The following is a 16,386-nucleotide window of genomic DNA, read 5'->3' as shown; positions in this document are numbered from 1 at the left end:
CTTAATTGTTAATTAAAAGCAAGAGCTATTTTTTTTGCCTAATTTTGAATGAGATGGTATTTATTCTGATAATAATTAGCTACTTGAGATTTTGCTCTGGTTAAATTTGCTGTATCTGTTATTAATGCTTTGTTTTCGTCATTAAGTGGTGTATTTCACTATGTAATTAATGGTGCGGCAAAATGAAATTCCGTATTATTAAAGTCAGTTGCGGGAAGTGATTACACCACCCATATTTAAGAACGTTCTGATTGCCAGTTATTGCACTGGAAAAAATATAAAATATATCACAAGCAGCTTCTGCCAGATTGAAGCTGGCGGGGGCTTTATTGACAAATCTGTATGGAAATAAATGGATCCCAGAAACCATTTCAAAATAGATGGGGCGAACTCCGAAAAGCCAAATGAGTAGGATGACTAATATCGAGGAAATATCATGTCGAATCAAGAGACTATTGTTGGTGGCTGGACGGCTTATCATACGTTGACCGAAAAAGATTGGCAGGTATTTAAAGAAGCCATGGCGGGATTTGTTGGTGTAACGTATGAGCCGCAGGCCGTCTCAACGCAGTTAGTGGCCGGGACAAATTATCGCTTCAAGTGCCTTGCTTCAATTCCGCCTGCATTAGTGGTGTGGGAATCTATTGTTGAAATCTTCCAGCCTTTGCAGGGTGCTCCACATATTGTCGGAATCACCAGAATCTGAGTTTTAATTAATACTGTGTCAATGCGTGATTTAGGAAAGCATTCCAGACTTTGACGGTCTTTTCTTAAATAAGTAATTTTTATTAACTTGGTGTTTCATATTTAACCGAGTTCAAAGAGTTCACTCCGTTCTTAGTAACTGAAAGGGTATTTAATAATGCTAAATCATATTCTACAGGCTGGCACCAATCCATCGATTAACAGTAATAACATGAAAGCGAGCGCTGATGCCTCTACCACAGCAGCCGTGATCATTCAAAACTATGTCGGCACCATTTTAACGCAGGCCGATCTCTCCCTGCCGGATATATTACCCGATCTACCGGAACATCAGGCAAAGGCCAGAGACCATGCCACATCCTGGCGTGATGTCATACAGCCGCAAATGATCTCAACCAATACGGATATTGTGAGCTTCTCTAACAATTTTGATTCCTATTATGATCCTTTGGTTAAGCTGGCGGTAAAAATACAGCAAAACCCTTCGGACACAGCATCAATTAATACTTTTAAACTGGGTGTTCAGCAACTTCAGGCGTTGGTCGCTCAAAAACAAACCGCTACGCATAACGTGGTTAATTCAGTGGGCGGTTTCCAGACCACGCTTGCCGAAGATGCCCGCAATTTCGCCAGTGATTTTACTACGGCAGAAGCGGCATTAGCCGGTAAAGACGGACAAATTGCCGCACTGGGGAAACAGATCGACGCTATTAATTCCGCCATGAGTAAAGACTTGACTATGATTGCAGCGGGTTCAACCGCTGCAGTGGTAGGAGGATTAATGATTGCCGTGGGGGCACTGGCGGAAATTGCGACCGCAGGTGTCAGTACCGCACTGATTGTCGGTGGATTGGTGGTCGTCGGGGCCGGTGCTGGTGTTGCCATTGCCGGGGGAGTTGACTATGCCAAGCAAACCAGCGCGCTCAGCACGGCCATTACAACCAAAACAAAACTACAACAACAGTATTCTGCCACCAAAAACGTGAATACGATTGTTCAGAATCTTTCGGGCCAGGCATCCGCTGCGGTTCAGGCCGCGGGTTCTTTACTGGCAGGTTGGCAGACGCTTGAACAGGACTTTATTGTCTTCCAGTCGGCGCTGACCAGCGCGACCCCTGATTTAGGCTATTTCCTGATCGCGCAACTCAATGCGGCGAAAGCGGACTGGGATGATGTTGGCAATCATGCCCGTAAGCTATTGGATTATGGTTCTTTACCGGTCAGCAACGCCTCGGTCACCAGCAGTGGGATCCTGCTGCCTAACCCAACGGCGACGTTTGCACGGCTGGCTGCTGCATAGCGTTTATTAATCATCAATCAGGCCCGTGAGGGTCTGATTGTTTTAACAGATAAACCGGACGCATCGTTTCACGATGATGCCAATAAGTGACCCGTGTCTAAGGTTCAGAGTATGCCAGCATTGAAAGTCAGCTTTACTCAGGCATTAACGGCTCAACAAAATGTGCGTCAACAGATGACGCAGGTCGCACAACAATTAGAACAGCTTCCGCCCATTAACGATCCGCAGATCCCCGATCTGAATGGAAATATCCTCTCCGTCCACAATCATGCGAATTATTATCTGTCTGACATTGTGGTGAGAATGGATTCGTTGTATTCCGAGGTTATCAAGTTTGGAGACGAGCTGGATTCTACGGTTGCCAACATCCGTTCTGAATTAAATGGGCCTGACGGACAGGAATATCTCACAAAAGCTCAGGGGCAGATTAAGCAATTACTCTCCGACAGCACGCCGCTATCTGCATCTCTGAATGATTTCAATGAGGTTGTTATTTCCTTTAATAATGACATTACGACGGACTCAAGGAACTTGCTAGCCGATCAGCAAAGGGCGCAACAGTTATTAGCTGCCGATCGGGCAAGGTTAGAGGCTCTTAACGCTCAGCTGAATGCGCTGAAAGCTGAGCTTGAAAGTAAAAAGAGGATGGAAATTATCATCGGCATTTTTACTTTTGGGATTGGCGCCGCGATTATGGAATTAACAGGCTATGTGCAAAGCACGGAGCAGGCGATTGCTCAGGCGCAACAGGAAACGGGGATGCTTTATCAGGAAATAGGACAACTCGGCGCCACCAGTGATGCATTGAACGCATTGACCAAAGGAACCGCTATTTTGTGTGGCCTGACACAATCTCTTCAATATGGTTGGCAAACCGTGACGGCCGACCTGTCGGAGGTCACCCAACAACAGGTGACTGCGGATTTTCTTATAGTCTCCGTTAATACCGTACAGGCGAACTGGCGGGAAGTGATGCGCACCGTTGAGCAATTGCAGTAAGCCAAAAACCAATTAACGACTTTGAGGTTTTCATTATGATCATGCAAGCCATTGCAGCTGCGAAAAATGATACTGAATCATCATCAACCAATGCCTTAATGACAGGTATTCAGGGCATCGGTGCTTCATCGATTGCTCAACAGACTTATGCGAGCACTGTATTATGTCAACCCAATATTCATTTAGATATTTTACCCGATCTTCCTGCACAGCAGGCTATTGCGCGCGATCAGGCGCAGGAATGGTTATCTTCGATTAATCCGGCGGCCATCTCTTCGCTGGTAAATGTTCGTAATTTTTCGAATCAGGTGGGGGCTTACGTCGATGCACTTCTTCCGGCGGCACAAAAATATGACATGGGGGATAAAAGCCAGCTTCATTATATCCAGCAGGGTATCCAACAGTTGCTTTCTCTTGCTCAGAAAAACGTCACTTCCACGGGAGTGTTTGTCGATAACGTCCAGGTTTATGTGAATGGGATCAACAGCAGTCAGAGCACATTTAAAGCGGCTAAAGAAACCGTGCAGACGCAAATTACCGGTGATAAAGGGGAAATATCGGCACTCCGGCAGAAGCTAAACGATCTGAATAAACAGATGGATGCAGATATTGTGCAGATTTCGGCGGGAGCGGTGAGCGACATTATAGGGATCGGCATGATTGTCATTGCGGCCACAACAATTATCGAAACCGGTGGGGCAACGCAAACGCTTCTGGCTGCGGGTATTACCCTGGTCGCAGGCGGAACGCTGGCGATGACCATAAGCTCTGCCGATATCGTCAAAGCGCAAAAAGAGTACAGCACAACGTTGACCAATCTCGTCGGGCTTGAACTGGAGGTGGCTGTTTTTGACACGGTTTATAACCAGTTGACGGCCAGTGAAAGACTTTCTCAGTCTGCCATTGATTCCGCTAAGCTGCTGGTCAACGGATGGCAGACCGTTGCTGATAGCTACCAGCAAACGCTGACCAACCTGCAGCAGAGTTCAAAGGGGTATCTGGCACTGAGGCTGAGTGCGATGAAACGCCAGTGGCAACAGCTAGGTGAACAGGCGGGAAGCGTGATGCAGTTAGGGCCGCTGCCTTTCAATACTGTTCCCGCAAATGAACTGAAGTCGAGTGCATGACAAGCGAAGATTAATATTTGGCTGCTGCTGCCCGGTAACCGCCGGGCAGACAGGCTTGTTTCCGTCCGAAGGCGGTACACCGTCAGCGCTGTTGGCTGAAGGTGAGTGGTACAAAACAGAGCAGGGAATGCAATCGCATTCAGCCTGCATTGATCATGCGGCGGTGCGCTTCGGCCATGGCCTCATGTGGGCCGGACTGACCGTTATTCATGAATTCATGGGCAACCGCTGCTCTTTCATGCTCATCCATCGCTGCGTAAGACGTTGACGAGACGGTCATGGATACAGTGTTATTTCCCATCATCTTCTGATGACTTTCCACACCCTGGATCCTGACAGGAGCCGCGGCAGACTGCATCTGGTGAGCAGGAGCTTGCGCATTGTTGACGCGCTCATGGATATCCACGGTTTCAGTGGCCCAGGCCGAAGAAATTAAACCAAAGCCCAGCAAAGATGTTAATACGATATTTTTCATGATAACTCTCCATTTCTGAATTAGTGATGTCCGGGGAAGTACAACCGATATTTTCAGTTCCATAACTGAAACAGGTTCGGCAGTGTTTATTTATCCGGGAGAGGGCTGGATATTCATTTCCTGGCATACTCTGACGCCGAGTATTGATGAAGTGATTCAGCCTTTCTGATAAGTTGCACTAATTATATCGAATGGCTTCTGTTTGCTGCATGACATGCTAATGACATCTTTGTCATGAATGTCAGGGTTTACATCGATAATATACAGAGGTGAATATGAAAATGTTCGCCAGGAAAAATCAGGTAGTTGGGGGGATAGGTAAGTTTATGATTAATCGTAGTCTGTATGAACGGCAGACTGCATTTAACATAATATACATTATGCGCACCAATATGTGTAATGGCTCAATAGTAATGTCCGCCTGTGGCTCAATTCAGATGTCCGCGCTATGGTAAGCTTCACTGGTCCGTTTAAACTACCGGGAGGCATATCATGAGCGCAGAAAGCTCAGGAGTGTTTACTTTGAAAGAGATCAACCGGATCAAGATTATACAGGACGTCATTGAACGTCGCATCACAACGCGCCGTGCGGCCGAGCACCTCGGTATCAGCGACAGGCAATGCCGCAGACTTCTTGCCCGTTACCGTGAAGGCGGACCGCTTGGTATGGCCAGCAGACGATGTGGCATGCGTGGTAACCGCCAGTTGCCACCCGGGCTCGCAGATCAGGCTCTGGAACTGATCAAGACGCGTTATGCTGATTTCGGTCCGACTCTGGCGCGTGAAAAGCTCGAAGAACTCCACGGACTGTTTCTTGGCAAAGAAACTGTCCGGCGCATCATGGTGCGGGCTGGCTTATGGGTTCCCCGTAAACAACGTGCCGCAAGGATCCCTCAACCACGGTACCGGCGTCCGTGTACTGGTGAGCTGATACAAATAGATGGCTGTGATCACGACTGGTTTGAAGGCCGTGGCCCGGCCTGCACCGCGCTGGTCTATGTTGATGATGCAACCAGCAAACTGATGGAACTGTTGTTTGTTAAATCGGAGTCCACGTTTTCTTACTTCGAAGCCACGCGGCGCTATATCGATAAGCATGGTAAACCGCTGGCACTGTACAGCGATAAAGCCGGTGTTTTTCGTGTTAACAATAAACACGCCACAGGCGGAGACGGGCATACTCAGTTTGGGCGAGCCATGCATGAACTGAACATCCAGACTATCTGTGCAGAAACCAGTCCCGCCAAAGGGCGTGTAGAACGAGCTCACCTCACTTTACAGGATCGTCTGGTCAAAGAGCTGCGGTTACAGGGCATTTGTTCAATGGAGGCTGCAAATGACTTCGCTGAGGCCTATATGGCTGACTATAACCGCCGTTTTGGCAAAGTACCGCGACATGATTTTGACGTACACCGTGCTGTAGAACATGATGAGGACCTGGGGCTTATTTTCACTGTTCGTGAAAAACGTAAAGTCTCAAAATCGTTGACGATACAATATGATAAAATGTTGTACCTGATTGAAGACAGCGAACTGAGTCGCCGTGCAATAGGTAAATATATCGATGTGTATCACTATCCTGATGGCAGAAAAGAGCTGCGCCTGAACGGTACGCTACTTCCCTACTCTACCTACGACCGACTGTCAGAAATCGACCAGGGCGCGATTGTCGATAACAAGCGTCTTGGCCGAACCCTGGAGTTTATCAGTCTGGTGCAGAGCAAGCGGGATAACACGCGCTCTCAGTCAATTCCCGCTGGAGATGGCCCTTCCCGACGACGGCCAAAGCAGGAAGGGAAGAAATCCCAGCGCTCACTGGATAATGATGACATGCTCGAAGCACTCAAACAGCTTCAGTCACGTTCAGAGGACATTTTTGGTAAAAGAGCCCGCTGATGGTACTCACTGGCCGGACAGTGGTTGCTCACCAGTTGATATTGTCCGGCCAGACCCATGATGTATTATTCATTTCGTTCAGCATCTTTATGTCCTGCTTTTCACGGGCATACTTACCCCATAATGAATGAAAAGAACGAACAATACTGATTAACTGCTTTTTTCTTTGCTCCGGAGATAGGCTGATAAAATAGCAGCACCTGCTGTCAATATTATCCTCAATGAAATTAAAATCAGAGTCTGATGCATATTTTACTGTTAGCATAATATCATTCGACGTTGTTCTCTCAGACTCTGTTAATGCTGATTCTATCAGGTATTCAAAGGCATACATGACAGACAGCTGGTTTTTGTCTGTCTGAATATAACCCATTGAGTTTCTGAGTATTGAGGACTGTACCAGGACCAGAGGCCATAAAAGCTCAACACCATAAAGCTTATATGTATCATGTTGATCATACTGATGTTGCTCAACACGACGATTACCTTCCCGTGCTTTACGAATATCATAGGCAAGGGATAACATAAATCCGTCTTTAACTTTAATCAGTGGGCTTTCATCCACGATGTAATGAATGAGTTCATGTAATTCATTCAGGGCTTCTGAATCTCCCCACAGTATAAAACCTGCATTGTTCGGCGTTAACTCGTATCGAAGCATGGGCTCAATCATCCTGTTGTTTCAGTCGGAGGAAAGTCTATCAGTAAAGAGAATGAGAGATCAAAGTGGTCATTTTAATTGAGCTGGATAACGGACATTTCAATTGAGCCTTGACAAATATGAATCCATGGGAAATCTACACATTATCTGTTGTCATTGCCCTGGTCATTGAGCCCACTGAAAGGTACCTTACAGACGCTGTTCATCATTTTCCGTTTTCAGGTGGCGTCGCTGGTGCGCTATACCAGTTCTCTTTTGGCACCATCACACTGTTTTCCGGTTGCAATACAAAGTTCGGAGACATGATCTGCACGTTAAATTCATTGAAGACGTCCTGAATATTGCTATGCAGTTCGTTACGGCCATCTGCCAGTGACACATCCGGCAGCAGTCGTACCTGTAATTCATAAGCAATGTACCAATCCATCAGACTCAACTGTCGCACCAACGGTGGCTGTGAAAGATCGATTCCTTTGGCACGTTTGGCCGCCAGCTCCAACATTGCATGCACCTGACGCCATGGCGTGTCGTAACCAATGGTGACGCCGACAGTCAGGTTAACGCCACCGTTTGTACTTTGCGCACTCAAATTGGTAATTTTACCGCTTACCACGACAGCGTTCGGCACGGTAACCACGTAGTTTTCACGGGTTATAATTTTGGTTGCAAGCATACCAATTTCACTTACCAGCCCCTCGTTATCTGCCACCCGAATCATGTCTCCTTTTCGGAGAGCACGCGAGTAAATCAAAACCAGACCACTCATTGCATGGTTCATCACCCCGGCAGAGCCTAGCGTGAGCATCAGGCCAAAGAAAACACTGATGCCTTTAAAAGCCAGTGAATTGGCCCCGGGCAAAAAAGGATAAGCTGCCGAAAGCGCAAAGAGCCACACCACGACTGAAATCAGCTTGCGGGTTGCACCAACCGTTTCAGGATGGATACCGGGCAGTTGCAAACGCCCTGCTTCCACCTGATTGAGTACCATCTTTAACAACTTCAAAATGAAGGCGGTAATAAGGAAGATGATCAGAACAATCAACAGGCCCGGTAAGGTTGAGACAATAGACAGCGCGATATCGCGTACCACGCGTACGGACCACTCTCCCAGAGACTCTCCCCAGACGCGCGTCCAGGGGAACAGGCTGAAGGTCCAACTCAGCCAGACATAGAGTGCGACAATTCCCAGTAAAATCATCAACAACGCATACAGGCGCGTTTCGATAGCACCGATAAACCGTCGCCAGCGCTGGGGTATCCAGCTTCGATTCTCAAAAATACGCCGGCGATAAACACGTTTGATCCAGCGCCATGAACGGTATGTGCCGTACCAGAACAGCACCAGTGCCAGCAGTCCCGCTACGGTCTTCACCGCCGATAGCGCCAGCCAGCCGCTGTTATACTGATCGCTCAAGGCTGAGCGTTGCGCTTCCATACGCGCCAGTACGCGCTGCGCCGCCTGGTCAAGCGTAAGATCGTCTCCCTCGTCGAGATCGCCTGCTGTCAGTAGCATCACCGGTTTGCCGTTCATCACGATGAGTCGTCCCGGCTGGTTATAACGATTTACTGACACAATCTTTAGCGGTTCGCGAACATCAGCTTCAGTGAAATTTCGTAGCGTATTGCGGATGCGTAACACCCGTTCTTCTGGCGTGGTAAGTCCGAATTTCGCCTGTAGCATGACGATCGGTTGATGGAAAATATAGACCGTGCGGGCACGCTCCTTTTCAGTGGGCTCCTGTCGAGGTTCCGCCGCATGGGAATTCACAAGCACAGAGAAGAGAAAACACGTTAAAAGCGCGAGCACAATCCTGTTCATATTCGCCACCGAAAACGCGAGAATTATCGTTATTTTTCAAAAAGCCAAATCAAGGCCGATCGCTTTTTTAGCATAGACCAGCCCTTCACTTACGCAATGATAGATACCCCTTTTTCCGATATCGCACGGATCCAGTCCTCATCGGTGTTGCCATCGATAACGATGGTATTCGCCAGAGACACATCGCCAATCACAAACGATGACGCGGTGTTTATTTTTTCCGGTGAGGCCAGGACAACCGTCTCGGCGGCTCTGCCGGAAAATGCACGTTTGATGCACGCTTCTTCAAAATCACCGGTCGTCAGTCCCGCCTCAGGGTGGATGCCGGTCACTCCCATAAAGAATAGATCTGCGTGAATATTTTCGATACCTTCAATGGCACCCGCGCCGACCGCAACAATAGAGTGTTTATACAGGCGGCCACCAATCAGAATCACCTCGACAGAAGGATGATTAACCAGTCCCAGAGCGATACTCGGGCTGTGCGTTACCACGGTGATGTGCAAGTCAGGAGGTAAAAAAGTAATCAGTTCGGCGGTCGTTGTTCCACCGTCAACGATCACCACCTGACCCGAAGAGATGAGCTGTGCACCTTTTTGAGCCACCTTTTTTTTCGCATCCATCTTAACGAATTGACGCTCTGCGAACGGAGCAATAGCGGAAGATGACGGTAGCGCGCCACCGTGAACGCGCTGTAAACGCCCTTCTGCCGCCAGATCACGTAGATCGCGCCGTATAGTGTCTTCAGAGACATCGAAGAGAATGCTGAGTGCTTTCGACTGAACCTGCCCTTCGGCTTCGAGCTTTTCAATAATAAATTGTTTTCGCTGACTGGTGAGCATTAGGATTCCTGGTGTTGCATGTTTAATCTTGAAGTTGCACGATAATGCTGGTTATGATGATTAATCTACGTAAGGAGGAACAATCGTGCAATCAAAACGTGCAGATGTACGCATTATTGACAGTGAAACGCTGTCAAATAACTGGTATGTCCTTAAAAAATATACCTTTGACCTGCAGCGCCGTGATGGCGAATGGCAGCGGCAAAACCGTGAAGTTTATGACCGGGGTAACGGCGCGACAATCCTGCTCTACAACCGTGAGAAAAAGACGGTGATCCTGACCCGCCAGTTCCGTTTTCCTGTATTTATCAACGGCCATGAGGACGATTTGATCGAAGCTGCTGCCGGGTTGCTCGATAACATGGATCCAGAGAGCCGCATTAAAGCAGAAGCGGAAGAAGAAACCGGGTTTAGCGTTTCATGCGTGCAGAAAATCTTTGAAGCGTATATGAGCCCGGGATCCGTCACGGAAAAACTCTATTTTTACCTTGCCGAGTACCATCCGAAAGACAAAACCAGCTCAGGCGGTGGGATCAAGGCTGAGGGCGAAGATATCGATGTACTCGAAATGACGCTGGAAGAAGCATTACAGGGCATTGAAACGGGTAAGATTGTCGACGGGAAAACCATCATGCTGCTTTACCATGTTGCACTGAAAGGCATTTTGTAATTTGCCTGAGTCATGACACCTGCCACTGTGCAGGTGTCTGCCTGTGCTATTCTTGCAAAAAAAGGCAAAACGGAGATCTGACTATGGCTGACTGGAACCCTTCTCTTTACCTGCAATATGGTGCAGAACGAACGCGTCCTGCCGCTGAACTGCTCGCCAGAATTCCACTGGATGACGTCTCCTCCATCGTTGATCTGGGCTGCGGGCCAGGCAACAGTACTGCCCTGTTACAGCATCGCTGGCCATCGGCACATATCACTGGGGTTGATAATTCACCTGCGATGCTGGAAGAAGCACGCAAGGCGTTACCTGACTGCCATTTTGTTGAAGCCGATATTCGCCAGTATAAGCCCGGCCAGCCGCTGAGTCTGATTTACGCTAATGCATCGCTGCAATGGATCCCTGACCATTACGATCTCCTGCCTCACCTTGTCTCTTTGCTTATGTTAAATGGCGTGCTGGCGATCCAGATGCCTGACAACTGGCTCGAACCCACCCATGTGGCGATGCGTGAAGTGGCGCTGGAGCAAGATTACCCCGATCGTGGTCGTGAACCGTTGCCCGGCGTACATGCCTATTTTGATATTTTGTCAGAAGCCGGTTGCGACGTAGATATCTGGCGGACAACGTATTTTCATAAAATGAGCTCTCACCAGGCCATTATTGACTGGGTCAGCGCCACCGGTTTGCGCCCCTGGCTGCAGGAGCTGAATGAGAGCGAGCAGAAACATTTTCTGAAACGCTACCATGAACTACTGGTAGAGCAGTATCCGCTCCAGGAAAACGGGCAGATACTGCTGGCTTTTCCACGGCTGTTTATTGTTGCTAAACGTCAGCCCTGATGGGTTATGAGCGGGCTTCTTTGAGCAGCTGTTGAATGACCTTCTCTTGCTGTTCATAGTTGCCTTCGCCAAAAGAGGTGTAGCGTAACAGCCCTTTAGCATCAAAATAGTAATGTGCGGGCCAGTACTGGTTGCCGAAAGCATTCCAGATTTGATAGTTGTTATCGGTCACAACCCGATAGGGCAACTGCCACTTATTAACCGCATTTTTTACCGAGGAAAGCGGTTTTTCCCAGGGGTACTCGGGCGTGTGAACCCCAATCACCACCAGACCCTGTGACTGGTATTTTGTCGCCCAGTCACGCACATGCGGGAGCGTATGCTGGCAGTTGATACAGTCCCATGTCCAGAAATCGATCAGCACTACCTTACCGCGCAGCGATTCAGACGTGACACTGTCACCATTTATCCACCCTGTTCCGCCGCTTAACGAAGGTAACTGACTGCTGGGCTCAGCCATCACGACTGGCTGAAGCTTCACCGGTGTGGTTGCCGGTTTTGCCAGATTCAGCAACGATGTTTCCAGATAGTCGGCAACGCCGTTAGCGCCTTTCAATATGGATGTTACGCCTGTTGCATTCAAAGCCACAGCCGCTAGCATCACGCCCCCCGCAGCCTGGCGTAATCTCTCCATCAGCGCCGACTTTGCTCTCAGCGGTGCCATCAGTTTGCGCCCGCCGATAATAAGCAATCCCAGCATCAGCGCGCATCCGCTGCCATAGGCGGCCAGCAGAGCCCCTGTCGCAATGGCTGAATTCCCCGCAATATTAATGCTGAAAATGGCGCCCAGAATCGGTCCGGCACAGGGAGACCAGAGCAACCCCACGGCTAGTCCGGCCAGAAAAGCCGATGCTATACCGCGCGTTTGCCCGCTCCGGGTATTGAGGGCATTTCCCACGCTGACGGCAGGCTGCGCAATACGCCGGGCAAAGGATGGAGAGATTAAGCTCAGCGCGGCGATAGCCAGAATGACAAGCGCGACCCAGCGCCCGATAATGGTTGCCTCTGCAATCCACTCGCTGGCGACGGTGACGGCCATCGCCACCAGGGTGAACATCACGATCATCCCTGCAAAGAGCGCCAGAATATGTCGTCGTTGCCCTTGAAAACCGGCGAACAGGAGCGGAATAACCGGGAGCGTACATGGACTGAGCAGGCTTATCATCCCACCTAAAAAAGCGATTATCAGAAACATAGTGACCTCACATGACAGATGCTGCAACGCTGCAGTGAGGCTATTTCATCGTACCGATGTGTTCAGGATATGTGTAAAACCTGAGGTTTTGTCTGGCTCTGTATCTGTCTCCCTGAGAGATACAAAGCCGTACAATTAGCGTCGAGGCAGTGCAATGGAGACGTCGAGCCCTCCCTCTGCGCGGTTTACCAGCTTCAGCTTTCCTTCGAGTTGGGCGGTGAGCTGCGCGGCAATAGCCAGACCAAGCCCGGTTCCGCCGGTGTCACGGTTGCGCGATGTTTCAACCCGATAAAAAGGCTGCAACACGGCCGCGAGCTCGGCCTCGGGTATTCCCGGCCCACCGTCCATGATGTGAATGACCACCTCTTCGGTAGACGAATCATCTATAGCGATGACGGCACGCTCGCCGAATTTCAGAGCGTTATCCAGCAAATTAGTCATCACCCGACGAAGCGCCTGCGGGCGCGTAACAACGGGTAAACGAGCCTCGCTTGCCTGAAACTGCACGTTTTTACCGATGTCCTGATAATCGCACGCTATGCTATTCACCCACGCGTTCAACTCCAGTTTCAGCGACGTCTCTTCCAGTGATTCTGATGAACGGGCATATGCAATCCCCTCCCGCACCAGACGCGACATGTTATCAAGGTCATTTAATAGCTTGTCGCGAAGCTCAGGTTGTTCAGCCATTTCGACACGCAGTTTCATGCGTGTTATTGGAGTCTGGAGATCGTGAGAAATGGAGGCGAGGATCTGCGCGCGGTCTTTGATATAGGACTGGATGCGAGCCTGCATTGCATTGAAGGCATGCGCTGCTCGTTGTACTTCAACCGGTCCCTTCTCTTTCATGGGAGCATTTGCCGAAGGATCCAGCGTATCTACCGCATGGGTAAATTGTGAAAAAGGCCGTATCACCTGTCGCACCGCGATCCAGGAGCAGGCAGCAAGGAGCAAAAGTTGCAGGATGAGAACAACAGGTAGCCAGCTTGCGACCGGCGGCATTCGGGGGATCAGGTCAATGGTCAGCGGCGAGCCATCGTGCAATGTGAGATGTGCCTGAATATGGGAAACAGAACCCGGAACCGCGGTAAAACTGAGCGGATAGTCAGCCGCGAGGGTCTCTTTTAACGTTCGGATGGCATCCTGAGAACGCTTATCCGTCGGCGCGGCGCCAGGCTCACCTGCACCGAGGATATAACGATAGTTACCCCGTTCAAGTCGCGGAAGCCAGGCCGCGCGTTCACTGGCGGGTAACCGGTCTAAAATGGCCACGCTGGTTGCAACATCGTATTCCAGATTACCGAGCATCACCGTGCGGGCACTGTGCATTCGTTCAACCATGACCAGCGTCATACTCAGGGCGTTGGCCAGCAAGAGACCCGCAAGCACAATGATCAGCAGTCGGGCAAGCAGTGAGCGTGGCCAAAGCGTCATTCATTAACCTCTTTGATTGTCACGGGCATGGTAAAAACATAGCCTTCACTGCGCACGGTTTTAATATAGGCAGGCGTGCGTGCATCTTCATTCAGACGCTGGCGAACCCGGCTTACGAGCAAATCGATAGAACGTTCAAACAGTTCGGCGTCTCGCCCTTGCGTCAGGTTGAGTAACTGATCCCGGGAGAGAACACGTTGAGGATGGTCGAGGAATACGCGCAGCAGGCGATACTCCGCCCCGCTGAGCGCCACGATCACCCCTTCCGGGTCAATTAAGTGGCGGGCGACGGTATCCAGTTGCCATTCACCAAACATCACCAGTCGTCCTGCCTCGGTCACCTGTAAATTGGGCGGCATTGTGCGAAACCGCCGCAAAATTGCTTTGATACGTGCCAGTAGCTCACGGGCGACAAACGGCTTCACAACGTAATCATCCGCCCCCATTTCCAGTCCCAGGATCCTGTCCGTCTCTTCGCTGCGCGCCGTCAGCATCAGGATGGGCAAATCTTTGTGTTTGCCGCTGCGAAGCTGTCGACACAGGGTGAGTCCATCATCACCGGGCATCATGACATCCAGCACTACCAGGTCGATATGCTGTTTATCCAGCACGGCACGCATCTCTTTACCGTTTGCCGCACTGGTCGCGCGATAACCGGACTTAATGAGATAGTCGACAATCAGTTCACGAATATCCCTGTCGTCATCGACGACAAGGATATGATCAATATGCTCCACCGAACTCTCCTGACTGAGGGGTAACGTATTGAAAATAGCACATATCACAGCTTATCCGCGTCGATAACAGCCTTGACGAAATCCTGTGGATCTTCCTGAGGAGGGTTGTGCCCCACGGTTGCGCCGAAGGTGCGGTGTTCATATTTACCGGTAAATTTACCTGCATAGGCCTGCGGTGCCGGGTGCGGCGCACCGTTATTTCCGCCTTCAATGGTAATGGTCGGGACGGTAATATTCGGCAAAGTCGCCAGTTTTTGCTCGTAGCTGTCGTATTTACGCTCCCCTTTTTCCAGCCCTAAACGCCAGCGATAGTTGCTGAGCGTCACTGCGACGTGATCCGGGTTATCAAGGGATTTGGCGCTGGCGTTAAAGGCTGCATCGCTAAATTTCCAGTCAGGCGATGCCTGCGACCAGATTAAGCGCGCGAAATCATGCGTGTTTTTGGCATAGCCTTCAGCACCACGCTCGGTGGCGAAATAGAACTGATACCACCACTGCTGTTCGGCTTTTGGCGGCAACGGTTGTTTGCCAATCTGCTGGCTGCTGATGAGATATCCACTCACCGACACCAGTGATTTAACGCGCTCTGGCCAAAGCGCCGCAACGATATCCGCCGTACGGGCACCCCAGTCGTATCCCGCGAACACCGCCTGTTTGATATTCAAAGCGTCCATCAGGTTAACAATGTCTTTCGCCATCGCCGAAGGCTGGCCGTTGCGCGGCGTTTTTGCAGACAGGAAGCGCGTGGTGCCGTAGCCGCGCAGAGAAGGCACAATCACCCGGTAGCCTTTGGCCGCCAGCGCAGGCGCTACCTCGGCGTAGCTGTGAATATCGTAAGGCCAGCCGTGTAATAAAATGACCGGTTGACCATTTTTGGGGCCGATGTCGACATAACCGACATTCAGATCGCCGGCGTTAATTTGCAGTGGATGATCAAAAGCTGACGCGAAGTCTGTGCCGGTGGCTTCGGCCTGACAGGACATCACAGTGCCAAGAGAAACGGTCAGTGCGAGGGTTGAGTACGCGAGTTTGCTGAACATGTTGGTATCTCCGGTTGAGTACATTTCACGGGGATATAACAACACCTCAATGTATAGCGGATATGTGCGAAAGCGGGTTTATTGCAAGCCTGTGTATGTATCCGGGGCGCTGATACAGTGTGATACAAACACAGGCGTTACAGATTTACAGGGAGAGGCGATAGCGGACGTAATCGTCAGCTTCACCATATTTATCATAGAGTTTACGCGCCGGATTGTTCTCCCGGGTGACCCAGTATAGTTTTGACCACCCTTCCCGCTTGCCTTCCTCTATCAGGGCATCAATGAGCGCCTTTCCGGCTCCCGCCCCGCGCTCGGTGGCATCGACAAACAGATCTTCCAGGTAACAAATGGGCGCTGTCGACCAGGTTCCTTCGTGCAGAATGCACATCGCAAAACCGATGACCTTTTCGTTCTTCTCTACTACGCGGCAGAACATCTGTGAACGATCTGATAACGCCCTTTCCCATGTCGATGCGGTAACAGATTCCTCAAGGTAGCAGTCATAAAAATGGGTATAGCCATCCCACAGGGGACGCCATTGAGAATAATCATCTGCGCGTAAAGCTCTTACCGTGACAGCCATGTATTTCCTCGTATTACAAAGAGTTCGCCATTATCAAAACCCGACTTAGTTTTCGGTA

At 50.0% G+C, this 16,386-nt stretch carries 16 protein-coding genes; 7 read left to right on the top strand and 9 right to left on the bottom strand.

Going from position 1 to position 16,386, the window contains the following annotated elements:
• Positions 1–436: 436 nt before the first annotated feature.
• The 4 genes from ACLHV9_RS12225 (at position 437) to ACLHV9_RS12210 (ending at position 4,131) form a co-directional block, all read left to right on the top strand.
• A complete protein-coding gene (locus ACLHV9_RS12225; RefSeq protein WP_024908520.1) occupies positions 437–706 on the top strand; it encodes a hypothetical protein in 270 nt (89 codons plus the stop codon).
• A gap of 156 nt (positions 707–862) precedes the next feature.
• A complete protein-coding gene (locus ACLHV9_RS12220; protein ID WP_028018976.1) occupies positions 863–2,005 on the top strand; it encodes an HBL/NHE enterotoxin family protein in 1,143 nt (380 codons plus the stop codon).
• A 111-nt stretch (positions 2,006–2,116) separates the two neighbouring features.
• On the top strand, positions 2,117–3,004 hold the full coding sequence (locus ACLHV9_RS12215) for an HBL/NHE enterotoxin family protein (RefSeq protein ID WP_108089908.1): 888 nt from the start codon (positions 2,117–2,119) through the stop codon (positions 3,002–3,004).
• A 35-nt stretch (positions 3,005–3,039) separates the two neighbouring features.
• Positions 3,040–4,131: an HBL/NHE enterotoxin family protein gene (locus ACLHV9_RS12210; RefSeq protein WP_028018978.1), complete on the top strand. Its 1,092-nt coding sequence runs from the start codon at positions 3,040–3,042 to the stop codon at positions 4,129–4,131.
• Positions 4,132–4,270: 139 nt separating this feature from the next.
• On the opposite strand, the gene ACLHV9_RS12205 is transcribed toward ACLHV9_RS12210, so the two are convergent.
• The gene (locus ACLHV9_RS12205; RefSeq protein ID WP_108089909.1) at positions 4,271–4,606 is read right to left on the bottom strand and encodes a copper-binding protein; all 336 of its coding nucleotides are present in this window, start codon (positions 4,604–4,606) and stop codon (positions 4,271–4,273) included.
• 492 nt (positions 4,607–5,098) lie between these two features.
• Between ACLHV9_RS12205 and ACLHV9_RS12200 the strand changes: the two genes are divergently transcribed.
• Positions 5,099–6,502, top strand: a complete 1,404-nt coding sequence (locus ACLHV9_RS12200) for an ISNCY-like element ISKpn21 family transposase (RefSeq protein ID WP_001567368.1) — start codon at positions 5,099–5,101, stop codon at positions 6,500–6,502.
• Between the two features lie 28 nt (positions 6,503–6,530).
• Here the strand turns inward: ACLHV9_RS12200 and ACLHV9_RS12195 are convergent, their stop codons facing one another.
• The 3 genes from ACLHV9_RS12195 to ACLHV9_RS12185 all read right to left on the bottom strand — a co-directional run bounded on the left by ACLHV9_RS12195 (position 6,531) and on the right by ACLHV9_RS12185 (position 9,824).
• Entirely contained in the window at positions 6,531–7,163 is a 633-nt protein-coding gene (locus ACLHV9_RS12195) for a DUF6904 family protein (RefSeq protein WP_001567369.1), read from the bottom strand.
• A gap of 205 nt (positions 7,164–7,368) precedes the next feature.
• Positions 7,369–8,982: a mechanosensitive ion channel family protein gene (locus ACLHV9_RS12190; protein WP_108089910.1), complete on the bottom strand. Its 1,614-nt coding sequence runs from the start codon at positions 8,980–8,982 to the stop codon at positions 7,369–7,371.
• Between the two features lie 89 nt (positions 8,983–9,071).
• Positions 9,072–9,824 carry a DeoR/GlpR family DNA-binding transcription regulator gene (locus ACLHV9_RS12185; protein WP_407220550.1) on the bottom strand — a complete coding sequence of 251 codons (753 nt, stop codon included), beginning with the start codon at positions 9,822–9,824 and terminating at the stop codon, positions 9,072–9,074.
• A gap of 85 nt (positions 9,825–9,909) precedes the next feature.
• Between ACLHV9_RS12185 and ACLHV9_RS12180 the strand changes: the two genes are divergently transcribed.
• Together ACLHV9_RS12180 and tam are read left to right on the top strand one after the other, a co-directional pair.
• On the top strand, positions 9,910–10,494 hold the full coding sequence (locus tag ACLHV9_RS12180) for an NUDIX domain-containing protein (RefSeq protein WP_049005520.1): 585 nt from the start codon (positions 9,910–9,912) through the stop codon (positions 10,492–10,494).
• 83 nt (positions 10,495–10,577) lie between these two features.
• Positions 10,578–11,336: a trans-aconitate 2-methyltransferase gene (tam, locus tag ACLHV9_RS12175; protein WP_049005519.1), complete on the top strand. Its 759-nt coding sequence runs from the start codon at positions 10,578–10,580 to the stop codon at positions 11,334–11,336.
• 4 nt (positions 11,337–11,340) lie between these two features.
• Here the strand turns inward: tam and ACLHV9_RS12170 are convergent, their stop codons facing one another.
• The 5 genes from ACLHV9_RS12170 to ACLHV9_RS12150 form a co-directional block, all read right to left on the bottom strand.
• Positions 11,341–12,531 carry a cytochrome c biogenesis protein/redoxin gene (locus tag ACLHV9_RS12170; protein WP_407220548.1) on the bottom strand — a complete coding sequence of 397 codons (1,191 nt, stop codon included), beginning with the start codon at positions 12,529–12,531 and terminating at the stop codon, positions 11,341–11,343.
• Positions 12,532–12,666: 135 nt separating this feature from the next.
• Positions 12,667–13,965: an ATP-binding protein gene (locus ACLHV9_RS12165; protein WP_108089913.1), complete on the bottom strand. Its 1,299-nt coding sequence runs from the start codon at positions 13,963–13,965 to the stop codon at positions 12,667–12,669.
• Positions 13,962–14,702 (bottom strand): response regulator, encoded by a 741-nt coding sequence (locus ACLHV9_RS12160; protein ID WP_108089914.1) that lies wholly within the window; start codon positions 14,700–14,702, stop codon positions 13,962–13,964. Before ACLHV9_RS12160 ends, ACLHV9_RS12165 begins: the two co-directional genes overlap by 4 nt.
• 44 nt (positions 14,703–14,746) lie before the next feature.
• Entirely contained in the window at positions 14,747–15,742 is a 996-nt protein-coding gene (locus ACLHV9_RS12155; protein WP_108089915.1) for an alpha/beta fold hydrolase, read from the bottom strand.
• 145 nt (positions 15,743–15,887) lie between these two features.
• Positions 15,888–16,328 (bottom strand): GNAT family N-acetyltransferase, encoded by a 441-nt coding sequence (locus ACLHV9_RS12150; protein WP_108089916.1) that lies wholly within the window; start codon positions 16,326–16,328, stop codon positions 15,888–15,890.
• Positions 16,329–16,386 lie beyond the last annotated feature (58 nt).

Source organism: Enterobacter sp. CPE_E890, assembly GCF_046521475.1.
Lineage (GTDB): Bacteria > Pseudomonadota > Gammaproteobacteria > Enterobacterales > Enterobacteriaceae > Enterobacter > Enterobacter adelaidei.
The sequence above is the reverse complement of the archived record's forward strand: the minus strand, read 5'-3'. Positions and strand labels throughout refer to the sequence as shown.

Excerpts from the sequence above, each read along its gene's own strand:
- ACLHV9_RS12220 (WP_028018976.1), top strand. The coding sequence starts at position 863 with ATGCTAAATCATATTCTACAGGCTGGCACCAATCCATCGATTAACAGT.
- tam (WP_049005519.1), top strand. The coding sequence starts at position 10,578 with ATGGCTGACTGGAACCCTTCTCTTTACCTGCAATATGGTGCAGAACGA.
- ACLHV9_RS12215 (WP_108089908.1), top strand. The coding sequence starts at position 2,117 with ATGCCAGCATTGAAAGTCAGCTTTACTCAGGCATTAACGGCTCAACAA.
- ACLHV9_RS12200 (WP_001567368.1), top strand. The coding sequence starts at position 5,099 with ATGAGCGCAGAAAGCTCAGGAGTGTTTACTTTGAAAGAGATCAACCGG.
- ACLHV9_RS12210 (WP_028018978.1), top strand. The coding sequence starts at position 3,040 with ATGATCATGCAAGCCATTGCAGCTGCGAAAAATGATACTGAATCATCA.
- ACLHV9_RS12155 (WP_108089915.1), bottom strand. The coding sequence starts at position 15,742 with ATGTTCAGCAAACTCGCGTACTCAACCCTCGCACTGACCGTTTCTCTT.
- ACLHV9_RS12165 (WP_108089913.1), bottom strand. The coding sequence starts at position 13,965 with ATGACGCTTTGGCCACGCTCACTGCTTGCCCGACTGCTGATCATTGTG.
- ACLHV9_RS12205 (WP_108089909.1), bottom strand. The coding sequence starts at position 4,606 with ATGAAAAATATCGTATTAACATCTTTGCTGGGCTTTGGTTTAATTTCT.
- ACLHV9_RS12195 (WP_001567369.1), bottom strand. The coding sequence starts at position 7,163 with ATGCTTCGATACGAGTTAACGCCGAACAATGCAGGTTTTATACTGTGG.
- ACLHV9_RS12150 (WP_108089916.1), bottom strand. The coding sequence starts at position 16,328 with ATGGCTGTCACGGTAAGAGCTTTACGCGCAGATGATTATTCTCAATGG.
- ACLHV9_RS12185 (WP_407220550.1), bottom strand. The coding sequence starts at position 9,824 with ATGCTCACCAGTCAGCGAAAACAATTTATTATTGAAAAGCTCGAAGCC.
- ACLHV9_RS12225 (WP_024908520.1), top strand. The coding sequence starts at position 437 with ATGTCGAATCAAGAGACTATTGTTGGTGGCTGGACGGCTTATCATACG.
- ACLHV9_RS12190 (WP_108089910.1), bottom strand. The coding sequence starts at position 8,982 with ATGAACAGGATTGTGCTCGCGCTTTTAACGTGTTTTCTCTTCTCTGTG.
- ACLHV9_RS12170 (WP_407220548.1), bottom strand. The coding sequence starts at position 12,531 with ATGTTTCTGATAATCGCTTTTTTAGGTGGGATGATAAGCCTGCTCAGT.